This is a genomic window from Mucilaginibacter segetis (assembly GCF_016522075.1).
Lineage (GTDB): Bacteria > Bacteroidota > Bacteroidia > Sphingobacteriales > Sphingobacteriaceae > Mucilaginibacter > Mucilaginibacter segetis.
In genome coordinates, this window is the sequence record NZ_JAEHFW010000001.1 from 1,153,637 (window position 1) to 1,166,307 (window position 12,671).

Annotated in this window: 8 protein-coding genes; 3 read left to right on the plus strand and 5 right to left on the minus strand. The window is 40.9% G+C overall.

Annotated elements, in window-relative coordinates; genetic code table 11:
* Positions 1 to 2: 2 nt before the first annotated feature.
* From I5M19_RS05360 to rhaT, 5 genes are all read right to left on the minus strand, one after another.
* Entirely contained in the window at positions 3 to 737 is a 735-nt protein-coding gene (locus I5M19_RS05360; protein WP_200064976.1) for a (Fe-S)-binding protein, read from the minus strand.
* Positions 734 to 2,107: an FGGY-family carbohydrate kinase gene (locus I5M19_RS05365; RefSeq protein ID WP_200064979.1), complete on the minus strand. Its 1,374-nt coding sequence runs from the start codon at positions 2,105 to 2,107 to the stop codon at positions 734 to 736. Before I5M19_RS05365 ends, I5M19_RS05360 begins: the two co-directional genes overlap by 4 nt.
* Before the next feature lie 18 nt (positions 2,108 to 2,125).
* A complete protein-coding gene (locus I5M19_RS05370) occupies positions 2,126 to 3,400 on the minus strand; it encodes a TIM barrel protein (RefSeq protein ID WP_200064982.1) in 1,275 nt (424 codons plus the stop codon).
* A 67-nt stretch (positions 3,401 to 3,467) separates the two neighbouring features.
* Positions 3,468 to 5,585, minus strand: coding sequence for a bifunctional aldolase/short-chain dehydrogenase (locus I5M19_RS05375; RefSeq protein ID WP_200064985.1), 2,118 nt, complete (start codon positions 5,583 to 5,585; stop codon positions 3,468 to 3,470).
* 26 nt (positions 5,586 to 5,611) lie between these two features.
* Complete coding sequence (rhaT, locus tag I5M19_RS05380) at positions 5,612 to 6,691, minus strand: L-rhamnose/proton symporter RhaT (protein ID WP_200064988.1); 1,080 nt, start codon at positions 6,689 to 6,691, stop codon at positions 5,612 to 5,614.
* 309 nt (positions 6,692 to 7,000) lie between these two features.
* On the opposite strand from rhaT, the gene I5M19_RS05385 reads away from it, so the two are divergent.
* From I5M19_RS05385 to I5M19_RS05395, 3 genes are all read left to right on the plus strand, one after another.
* Positions 7,001 to 8,710: a hypothetical protein gene (locus tag I5M19_RS05385; RefSeq protein WP_200064991.1), complete on the plus strand. Its 1,710-nt coding sequence runs from the start codon at positions 7,001 to 7,003 to the stop codon at positions 8,708 to 8,710.
* A 116-nt stretch (positions 8,711 to 8,826) separates the two neighbouring features.
* On the plus strand, positions 8,827 to 11,526 hold the full coding sequence (locus I5M19_RS05390; RefSeq protein ID WP_200064995.1) for an alpha-L-rhamnosidase: 2,700 nt from the start codon (positions 8,827 to 8,829) through the stop codon (positions 11,524 to 11,526).
* A gap of 54 nt (positions 11,527 to 11,580) precedes the next feature.
* The gene (locus tag I5M19_RS05395; RefSeq protein ID WP_200064998.1) at positions 11,581 to 12,606 is read left to right on the plus strand and encodes a GntR family transcriptional regulator; all 1,026 of its coding nucleotides are present in this window, start codon (positions 11,581 to 11,583) and stop codon (positions 12,604 to 12,606) included.
* Positions 12,607 to 12,671: the final 65 nt, after the last annotated feature.

Below are 12,671 nucleotides of genomic sequence, written 5' to 3' on the forward strand. Positions count from 1 at the left end.
CTTTATCCGGCATTTAAAATTTCAGCTAAATGGAGTACTTTTACTTTACTGCCGCGGCGGTGTAATATCCCCTCCATATGCATCAGGCATGACATATCCACCCCGGTAATATATTCTGCTCCGTGTATTAAATGATCCGCTACCCGATCTTGCCCCATTTTTGCCGAAACCGCTTCTTCGGCAACGCAAAATGTGCCGCCAAAACCACAGCATTCATCAATGCGGTTTAACGGGACAATTTCTATCCCCTCAACCATATTTAGCAGTGTGCCCGGTTTAGAGAAAGGATCGGCCACCAGTTCGCTCATTTGTGAAAGGTGCAGACCACGTTGCCCGTGGCAGCTTTGGTGAACGCCAACCTTATGCGGAAACTTTGCCGGTAACGATTCTACTTTTAAAACATCCGTAAGGAACGAGCTTAACTCATAAACCTTATTACTGATAACTGATGCTTCCTGCGGATGCTTGCTGCTATGCAAATGTTCCTTAACGTGTAAAACACAACTGCCGGATGGTGCCACTACATAATCAAACTGTTCAAAGTTTTTAATGAATAGTTCGTTGCAGTCTCCGTTGAGGTGTTCGTATCCTGAATTTGCCATAGGCTGTCCGCAGCAAGTTTGATTTTTAGGATACTTTACATTTACACCAAGTTTTTCCAACAGTTGCAAAGTGGCAATTGCTGCCCCCGGATAAAACTGATCGACGTAACAAGGTATAAATAAGCCAATATTCATATGCTAATAGTTTGACTGGCGGAGTAATATTTTAGCTGTATAATATCATTAGGGATAGGTCTTCTATTCCATTCCTTGTGAATGGCTAATGCGGCTCCTACTGCAGTTGCCTGCGCCATTGATGCTGAAAAGACCTCAATAGAAGGGAACGCCATAGCCAGCAAATGCATATAAACACTGTTTTTGCTGAATCCGCCGTCAACAAATAAGCGTTTTACTTTTGTGCCCTTTAAAACCAATTGTGTGGAGTAGATTTGCTGGTTAACCAGATCCATTACCAACTGGTGGTAGGCATGTATGTCATTCCTGAATTCGCTTAGCTCTCTGTTATCAAATACATTATTAATCGAACTGTTTATTTCTGATTTTTCTCTGACTTTCAGATAACTGACAATTCCGGGGTCAAACTGCACATTACGATACTTAATGATATTAGTATTAAAATTGGCAGCTATGCGTTTTATTTGTTTTTCATGTTCGTAGCCCGAAAATAACCTCGAGGCCTTAACCGGTTTCCCCTGATATTGCAGATAACAAAGACAATCGTTATTTAATTGATCAACAGTTAACGGTAACTGGTTAAAAGGATTAAGGCTGATACACCATGTACCGGTTGAGATCAGGATAAAGGGCTCATGGAAATTGAAAAGATAGGGGATAAGCGCGGCAGAACTATCATGCAAACCAACCCCAACTTTGTAATTATTACCCGGAAATAAGGCAGGAATAGCCACATTTGCAGGTAAGATTGGCGCCAACTTCAGGGCGATGCCTTCGTGTTGGGTCCATTCATGATACCTGTTTTTTTCAAAATCCCAAAGCCCGGTGTGGCATCCTATACTGGTAAGATCAGAGCATGGCCTACCGGTGAATAGGTAGCTCATATACTGGGGTAAATGCAGCGCGTATTTTATCCGTTTAAACAGCTCTGGTTTTTCATGTTTTAACCGGTATAGCTGTAAACCGGAGTTTAAACTACCTAACGCAGGCGAAGCGGTTTGAAGCGTTAACTGATCTTTTCCGCCATATTGTGTATAGAATTTATTGCTGATATCTTCCGGATACTCCTTCAGGTAGTTATATAATGGCGTAAGGGGTTTACCATCATCACCTATATAAACAAAACTTGCCCCATAGGTGGAAAAATTTACCGCTTTCACTTTAAATTCGTTCATGCGGAATATTTCGCTTAATGAATCATATACTGATAACCTTAAGCTTTCAATATTTTCACAAGGAAAACCGTCCTCATCCGTTGTTTCAATAAATCTCGCCGATTTTTCGAAAACAATGTTGTAGTCTTCATCAAACAAGAATAATTTCTTGTTGGTTTTTCCCACATCAAACACCACTATTACGGGCTTACTCATATCTCTGTAATCAATAGGCTATAAACCGGTGGCAACCGTTTTTAATCCGCGTTCTTTTATTAATTGTTCTCTTACATTTATTTTTCTGAACAAACTTATAGGGTCAATTGAACCCCCCGACCGCTTACTCGCCTCAGCAACAAGCGGACGAACATCTGTACGATAGGCTTGCTGCAATATTTCCTGAGCAATGGCTACGTCATTATTTTGCTGGGCATTAACTAATGCTTGTTTATCAATTATTAAGGCCTGCGCATAAGCTATTTTTATAGCCTGTACAGATTGCAGCAGGTCTTCTATCGGGTCTTTAACATTATGCGAGGCATCTATCATCCAGCCTATATCAGTTGCGTGGGTCATTCCTCGCGCATCCATGCCCTCTACCAGTTCATTAAATATTAAAAATAGCTGATAGGGGCTGATACTGCCTACGGTAAGATCATCGTCTCCGTATTTTGAATCATTAAAATGAAAGCCCGCCAGTTTGCCTTCCATCAATAATAACGATACAATTTGCTCGATATTAGTATTGGGTAAATGATGACCCAGATCTACCAAAGTAGCAGCTTTACTGCCCAATTTACTTGATAATAGATACGATTGCCCCCAATCACCTATGGTGGTAGAGTAAAAGTTTGGCTCAAACGGTTTGTATTCTATCCATATTTTCCAATCGTCCGGAAGTTCGTTATAGATCTCCTCCAGGCTTTCTAATGTATTTTGGAAGGCTCCCCTAAAATTTAATTGCCCGGGGAAATTTGAACCATCAGCCAACCATACTGATAAGGCTTTGGAGTTGAGCTGAACTCCGTATTTGATCACCTCGATATTATGCTGAATGGCCTGCTTGCGTACTTCCTTATCTACATGATGCAATGAGCCAAATTTGTAGCTGTGTTTTTGATCGGGCTGATCCTGAAAGGTATTGGAATTTACCGCATCGAAATGCAGACCCAACTCCGACGCTAGACTTTTTATAGATGCCGCGTTATCAGGAATATCCCACGGGATATGTAAGGAGATGGAGTTGCTGGAACGGTTAAGGGCATTTATTACACCCACATCCGCTATCTTTTCTTCAAGACTACGTGGCTCTCCGCCACCGGAGAATCTGCCAAAGCGGGTGCCACCTGTGCCCAAAGCCCAGCTTGGTATGGCTACATTAAAAGCCATCAGTTTTTTTAAAACGTTATCTATATCTGCAATATCAGCTGCCAGGTGTTCAAAGTTCCGCTGATGTTTGCCGGCTAACTGATGATTGTATTCATCAATTATTTGTTTTTCTATCTGCATCTCAATTCTATTTTAGGTTGGATATTGATCCCGGTAATTGGTTAACCGGGATCAACAGTTCTATAGCTTATCGTACAAAGGCGGTTGCTACACCCCCGTCAACATTAAGCACATTCCCGGTAGATTTATTAAGCAAGCCCCCTGCAAATGCAAAGCAAGCATTAGCAATATCATCAGGTAATATTTGTTCGTTAAGTAATGTTCTTTTAGCGTAATAAGCCGGTAATTCATCAACGGTAATGCCGTATGCCTTGGCGCGCCCTTCGGCCCATCCGCCTGCCCATATATTACTGTCGCTTATTACCGCGTCAGGGTTTACTACATTTACTCTTATTTTATCGGCGCCTAATTCAACAGCATTTAACCTGCTAAGGTGTAACTGTGCAGCTTTAGCACTGCCATACCCGGCATTGTTAGGGCCGCTTACCAGCGCGTTTTTGCTTACTATGTTTATTACATCTCCGCCAATACCCTGCTTTTTCATAACAGCGGTTGCTGCCTGTGTCACAAAAAACTGTCCTTTTACTAATACGTCGTATAATAAGTCCCAGTCTTTGTCGGTGGTATCTGCAATGGTTTTAGATATGGATAAGCCCGCATTATTTACAACAATATCTACTCCGCCAAATTCAAGCGCGGCAGTATCCATTGCGCTTTGTATCTCCTGGTTGTTGGTTACATCCATTACTGCTAAGGCATAGGTATCTTTGCCATAAAGGCTATTAAATTCTTCGCCCGCTCCTGATAGTCTTTCCGAGTTCATGTCGCTTAAAACCACAACAGCGCCTTCGTCTACAAACTTTTTAGCTATGGCTTTGCCGATACCGCCAGCACTGCCCGTTACCAACGCAACACGACCTGATAGCGATTTTGGTTTAGGCATACGTTGTAACTTGGCCTCTTCCAGTAACCAATATTCAATATCAAAAGCTTCCTGTCGCGGTAAGGAAGTGTATTCTGATATGGCTTCGGCGCCTTTCATTACGTTGATGGCGTTGGTATAAAACTCAGCTGCAACACGTGCGGTTTGTTTGTTTTTAGCAAATGTGAACATGCCTACACCCGGATATAATATCACCACCGGATTGGCATCTCTTATAGCAGGGCTGTTAGCGTGTTTGCAATTGTTGTAATAATCAGCATACATTTTGCGATAAGCCTCAAATGCAGGAGTCAATCTTTCTTTCAGCCTTTTTACATCAGACAGGTCCTCATCAGGTGCAAGCTCCAACACAAGCGGGCTTATTTTGGTGCGTAAAAAGTGGTCGGGGCAGCTGGTACCCATAGGAGCAAGCCTTTCCAAATCGTTAGAGTTAATGAATTCTAAAACCCTTACATCATCGGTGAAATGCCCTATCATTTTGTTTTCTGATGAACAAAAGCCACGTAGTACAGGTGCAAGCGAAGCGGCTTGTTTTTTCCGTTCATCTGCTGCAAGGCTTTCCATTTTCTGGCCACCAAATACAGGCCCTTTTTTGCCATAATTTGCTTCCAGATAATCCGCGCATTTTTCAATTACCTCCAAAGTATTTATGTAGCTTTCGTAAGCGGTATCGCCCCAGGTAAATAAACCGTGAGAGCCTAACATAATGCCTCGTATACCGGGATTATTATCTAAACATTCCTTTAACTGCAAGCCCAGGTCAAAACCGGGGCGTTGCCAGTTAACCCAACCAATTGCACCGTTAAAAAGTTCCTGGGTTATTTTTTCTCCATCCTTTGCAGCAGCAATTGCTATGGCTGCGTCCGGATGAAGGTGGTCGATATGTTTAAATGGTAAAAAACCATGTAAAGGGGTGTCAATTGAAGGAGCCTTTGATGCCAGATCAAATATGCTGTGGTTAAAAAGTTCAACCATTTCGTCTTCATGCTCAATGCCGCGGTAAACATTTTTAAGGCTGCGCAGTCTGTCTACATACAAAGCAGCAAGTCCGCTTTTTTTAAGAGTACCAATGTCTCCGCCTGATCCTTTTATCCACATCACCTCTACGTCTTTACCTGTAAGCGGATCTTTATCAATTAATTTACATGACGTGTTGCCCCCGCCGTAGTTGGTAAGGCGCAGATCGGCACCTAACAGGTTCGAACGATAGATCAGCAATGCTACTTCATCGCCTGCTAACTCCGCTGCTTTAGCATCGTCCCATAAATAACTTACGTGTTTAAACTGTGTTGTAATAGACATTTGTATTATGTATAAATTTTAATTATTTATTTTATTGAATTACCATATCCAACTACCAATACCGAAATAATAATGGTTGCTATACCCGCTACTACTGTATAAATAGCCTTTTTGCTTACCCCTTTCCATTCATTAAGCACTAAGCCCCAAGCGTTAGCAATAAGTATGATAAAGGCCATGTGCAGTATCCAGGAGCTTGCACCATTTCCTAATTTACTTTCGCCCATTCCATAAAAAAAGAACTGCAAAAACCAGGTGATGCCTGCAAGTGCGGAAAAGAAATAGTTTTTTAACAGCGGTTTTTTTGCATCTGTATAATTGCTGAATGTTTTATTACGGGCATTTAATATCATGCACCAAATAAAATTAGTAGTAAGGCCTCCCCATAACAGCACTACGTAAGTAACATTGTTCCGAAATAAAAAGTTTCCCTGACCGGGGTGTGAAGCCTGCCATACTGCATTTGCGGTTTCGGCCATGGTTTTCCCGGCTTCTATCCCGAAATTAAAACAGGCGCTTAATACACCCGATACTATCGCTACAAAAATTCCTAACCCAAAACGGTACTCTGTGTTTTCGGCGCCAACAATATTTTTTTTTGTCAGCTCTTTTTCTTTCATGATACCGGCCTTTCCGCAAATTATAATGCCGATAACACTTATTACTATTCCCAATAGCACCATTTGGCCCCACGGATTGCTCAGCATCATGCTGAAGGTGTCTTTACCCTCTTGAGGAAAGAAGTTATAATATACAGACGGTATGATGGAGCCAAAAACAGCGCACAGCCCTAAAATAATAGTACTGCCTAACGCTACCCCTAAGTATCGTACACCTAAGCCGTAGGTAAGCCCGCCTATTCCCCATAATACGCCGAAGAAATAGGTTAATAACAAGATATGTCCGTTGGTTGCTTTTATGATCTCAGTAAAGTTTGGTATGGTAAGCCATGCAGCCAGCGGCGGAACGATCAGCCATGAAAAAATACCTCCAACTATCCAGAAACTCTCCCAGGCCCATCCTTTTACTTTTTTAAACGGGATGTAAAAACTTCCCGAAGCAAACCCACCAACAAAGTGGAATATAATGCCAAATATTGCCTGCATAATTTAGTATTGGTTTATAGATCGAATTACAAGTATATACCTAACACTTTATTTAACCATCCCCATCTGTTACCAACAGATACCAGTTAATAGCGCGGTAATTTCGCACTGGATAATTGGGATATATAAAAGTTTTTATTCAAAAACCGATTAATTATCAGGTGTATATGATTTATATAGGTAAGGATGGGTATGGTTATTTGCTAAGATAACTATATTATTGTTATCGTTATAAACCAGTATTTCTATTGTTTTATTGAATATCCGATTAAAAGGTAGGCTAAAACAATAATACATAAGTCACAATCAATGAAAATTACACTCAACAGTAAACTGCGGAAAATTACAGGCGGATTTATTTGCCTTTTTTTATTTAGTTCTTTTTATTGCTGTACCAATAATAATGCAAATGCAACAGCAGAAAAGGAAACTGAAACACCGAAAATTGTAAATATTGTCAACTTTATCCGTCTACTGGAGCCGCGTGATCCGGCAATTACCGAAGATGTTTTATACCAAACCGTTGTCAAGCAGGTAGATATCATGAAAAAATATAAGCTTGGCGGTACTTTTTTGTTGCAATACGATGCCTTAATGGATCCGCGATACCAAAAACTATTAAAATCCTTACCCCGCGATTCATTCGAAATAGGTGGCTGGTGGGAAATTCCGCAACCGCTGGTAGAAAAAGCCGGTCTTAAATGGCGTGGGCGGTACCCCTGGGACTGGCGGGCCAATATTGGTTTTTCTACAGGGTACACTCCTAAAGAGCGGGAGAAGCTTATAGATGTGTACATGGCTGATTTTAAAAATATATTCGGCTATTATCCTAAATCTGTTGGCTCATGGTTTATTGATAGTTACAGTTTAAACTATATGTATGAAAAATATCATATTGTAGCATCAAGTAATTGCAAAGATCAATATGGTACCGACGGTTACACCCTTTGGGGCGGTTACTGGAACCAGGCTTATTATCCAAGTAAGATCAATTCTTACATGCCGGCGCAGAATGCAGAAAACCAAATCCCGGTACCTATTTTCAGGATGCTGGGCAGCGATCCCATACGCCAGTATGATAATGGTTTGGGAACAACCCGCCAGGGCGTGGTTACGCTGGAGCCGGTTTATAAATTTGGCGGTGGCGATTCTACTTGGGTTAACTGGTTTTTAAAATCGTTTACAGAGGATAAAGCATTAGGATTTAATTATACACAAGCGGGGCAGGAGAACTCCTTTACCTGGGACGCTATGGCTAAAGGCTTTGAGTTACAAATGCCACTGATTGCCCGTTTAAGGGATGAACATAAGATAAAGGTGGAAACTATGGAACAATCCGGCCGATGGTTTAAGAGTAAATACAAAGTTACGCCGCCTACATCTTTTACGGTGAGTAAGGATATAGAGGGCAGCGATCTTAAAACAGCTTGGTTCAACAGTCGTTTTTACCGGGTTAATTTTATATGGGAAAACGGTAGTCTCCGCATACGCGATCTGCACTTGTTTAACGAGAATTTCCCTTCTGCTTATCATTCCAAAGTGGCTACATCAAACGAATGCGTGTTTTTTACACTCCCAGTTGTTGATGGATATATTTGGAGTAAAAGCAACGAAATAGCCGGATTAAGGTTAAAGGCTGTTATTGACGGTAAAGAAGTATTACTAAAGGGAGGCGAACCGGTTTATACCCATACCAGCCCAGGCTCCTTACATATATCATGGCCGTTAATCACTATAAAAGGTTCGGTTGAGATGGATCTGGATGAGAAAATGCTGAAGATAAAAATGGTGAGCAGTAAAAGGTATCCATGGTATTTTGATTTGACCACATCCTCGTCGGCTAAGTTGCCGTTTGATGAGATTAAAGCCAATGAGTTGGATTGCCGGTTTGAAGGAATGAATTATGTGGTTAAAGCAGATAAGGGATCCTTTTCAAAACCCGGAAATGGTGTGGTATTTAGGTTAAACCCCGAGGATAATTCAATAGTGTTTAATCTGTCGGACACCTCCACGAAATAATTTAAAAATTGCCTGGATCATTACTCTTATATGTAATATGGCTCCCATTTTTGTATGTTGCAAATCCCGTTTAATCAGGATACTACTCATAGGCTGAAAATGCTTTTATATATGTTATGATGTTATACTTATTAAAAATTAAGAATGCGGGCAAACTACTGGTTTTAACCGCCCTTTTCCTTACCTCGGTAATCTCATCGCCGGTTAATGCCCAAAGCGGGGCAATAGCCTTGCAGTGTGAGCATTTAGATGCACCGCTGGGTATTGATGCGGCACATCCCCGCTTAAACTGGCAAATGGGCGACCCTACGCAAGGTGCCAAACAAACCGCCTATCAGGTATTGGTAAGTACAGATTCTGTTCAGCTATCAAAAAATATAGCCGGGGTATGGGATTCAGGAAGAATAAGCTCTGCTAATAGCAATATTGTTTATAACGGTAAACCACTGCAGCCTTTTACCAAATACTACTGGAGTGTTAATATCTGGAACAAAGCGGGTGTAAAACTGAGTAAAAGTCGCATAGCCAGTTTTGAAACAGGTATGATGCAAATGACCAACTGGCGGGGCAACTGGATAAGCGACTATGGCAGTATTAATACTAAACCCGCGCCATATTTCCGTAAAGTGTTCAAGACATCAAAAAAAATAAAGTCGGCACGTGCTTATATCGTGGTTGCCGGGTTGTATGAATTATATATTAATGGTAATAAGGTGGGGGATCACCGGCTCGACCCGATGTACACCCGGTTCGACCGAAGAAACCTTTACGTTACCTATGACGTTACCAGCCAACTTCGCGAAGGTAAAAATGCCATCGGTGTGCTTTTGGGTAATGGCTGGTATAATATGCAATCGTTGGCGGTGTGGAATTTCGATAGAGCACCCTGGCGTAATCGCCCGGCGTTTTGTTTAGATATGCACATCACTTACGATGATGGCACATCTGAAATTGTGTCAACAGATGATAGCTGGAAAACACATAGCAGTCCCATCATTTCAAATAGTATTTATACCGGCGAACATTACGACAGTCGTTTAGATATGCCCGGCTGGAGCACTGTTGATTTTGATGATAAAAATTGGAAGGGTACCATGCTACGCTCAGCACCATCAAAAAATATAGTAAGCCAGGTAATGTACCCTATTAGAAATGTGGACGAACTGCCTGCAAAATCTATCAGGAAATTTGACGATACCACATATGTTTTTGATATCGGCCAAAATATTGCCGGGGTAACCAAAGTAAAGCTAAGAGGCGACAGCGGTACAGTAGTACGTATTAAACACGGCGAAAGGCTGTATCCTAACGGGCATGTAGATATGTCTAACATTGATGTTTACTACACACCCAAAGATAAAAGCGACCCTTTCCAAACCGATATTGTAATATTGAATGGTAAGGGTGAAGTAGAGTTTATGCCTAAGTTTAATTACAAGGGCTTTCAGTATGTAGAAATTACCAGCAGTAAACCTATCGAGCTTCATAAAGAAGATGTTACGGGATATTTTATGCATAGCGATGTGCCTGCTGTCGGCACCATCAGTTCATCAAACCCGCTGATAAACAGGCTGTGGTGGGCAACCAATAATTCCTACTTGTCTAACCTGATGGGTTATCCTACAGATTGTCCACAGCGCGAGAAAAACGGCTGGACCGGTGACGGCCACTTCGCGGTGGAAACGGGCTTATTTAATTTTGATGGTATAACCATCTATGAAAAATGGTTGGCCGATCATCGCGATGAGCAGCAGCCTAATGGCGTATTGCCGGATATTATTCCAACAGGAGGGTGGGGATATGGCAGTGCAAATGGTACCGACTGGACAAGCACCATAGCTATTATCCCATGGAATTTGTACTTGTTTTACGGCGATAGCAAACCCCTGTTCGATAATTACAAGAACATAAAATCGTATGTCGATTATGTTGACGGCATAAGTCCTTCGGGCCTTACGGTTTTTGGGCGTGGCGACTGGGTACCGGTTAAATCATCATCATCTCTGGAATACACCTCCTCCATTTATTTTTATGTTGATGCAGGTATTATGGCAAAGGCTGCTAAGCTGTTTAACAAAAAAGCCGACTATGAGCACTATACCGCATTAGCTGCAAAAATAAAAAAGGCGATAAACGATAAATACTTTAACAAGGCTACCGCCATGTACGACAAAGGTGTGCAAACTGAACTAAGCATGGCTTTGCAATGGGGTATAGTGCCCGAGGAATATAAGGCTAAAGTGGCGCAAAACCTGGCAGACCGCGTGGCTGCGGATGGCATGCACCTTGATGTGGGCGTTTTAGGCGCCAAGGCTATCTTGAATGCTTTAAGCAATAATGGTCAGGCCGAAACAGCTTATAAACTGGCTGCTCAGGATACCTATCCTTCATGGGGCTGGTGGATAGTTAACGGTGCTACCACCCTTTACGAGAACTGGAAAATTGACGCCGCCCGGGATATCTCTTTAAACCACATGATGTTTGGAGAAATAGGTGGCTGGTTCTTTAAAGGTTTGGGAGGAATATTGCCTGATGAAACCCATCCCGGCTTTAAAAATATCCTGCTTAAACCAAACTTTGTTACCGAACTGAATTATTTTACTGCAACACACAACGGGCCTTTTGGTAAAATAGTTTCTTCATGGAAAAGGTCGGGCAAAAAAGTTATTTATGATGTGGTTGTTCCGGCTAACTCTTCGGCTACCATTAGTTTTCCGAAACAGGTATCAAAAGTTACTTTAAATGGTATACAAATAAAAAATATAAGCAGGTGTAATATACCGGCAGGCAGTTATCATTTTAATATTGTTGAATAGGATATCAAAAATAATAGCTAATTATGGTAGTTAAATAATTAGGTTGTAAGTATAATGAGGAACTTTTTAAAAATATTAAAGATCGATGAGTACTCCATTACCCCTTATTATGCACAATTATATAATTCCATATTAAGAGGCATAGAAGAAAATGAAATTGATCAGAACGACGTACTGCCCTCTATAAATGATTTGAGTATTGCGTTGGATATTTCAAGAAATACTATTACCCGCGCCTATAACGATTTAAAAAAAATCGGGGTGATCTCCTCAATTCCCGGTAAGGGATATTTTATCTCCAATACCCGGGTAGATCAGCCTGTTAAAGTGTTATTGCTGTTTAACAAATTAAGCAGCCACAAAAAATTAATGTATGATGCCTTTGCCGGGTCACTTGATCAAAAAGCTTCTATAGATTTTTATATCTACAACAGTAATTTTAACTTTTTTAAAAAACTCCTGCTCGAAAAGTTAGATAAGTACGACAAATTTGTAATAGTACCCCATTTTATTGATAAAGCTGATAATGCCTTTGAGGTAATAAACGAAGTGCCAAAAAGCAAACTGATACTAATGGGTAAGCTGGTAAATGGGGTTACCGATAAATTTGGAGCTGTTTACGAAGATTTTGAAAGCGATATTTTTAACGCATTGGTTGGGTTAACCGAAAAAATTAAGCAGTACGATACCTGTAGTATTGTGTTTCCAAAACAAAGCTATTTTTCTACTGATATTTTGATCGGTTTTTTAAATTACTGCAAAACATATAATTGCGAATATGAGATCATCTCTGATCTTAAAAACGAGAAGGTACTTAAAAAAAGTTTGTATATCGTGCTTACTGAAGCAGATCTGGTTAGCCTGATAGATAAGGCAGTAAGTTCAGGCTGTAAGATAGGGGAAGATATAGGCGTGATCTCCTACAACGAAACCCCTTTAAAGCGGTTGATATTAAAAGGAATAACCACAATATCTACCGATTTTAAATTTATGGGAGAAAAAGCGGCAGAACTGGTGCTTAATAATTCTACCGAACATATAAAGGTGCCTTTCAATACCATCATACGGGAGTCGTTATAAGTTATCTGTAATTTACTATAAACATTCCCTTAGAATTGCCACACAACGGGTACAGATGGGGATAG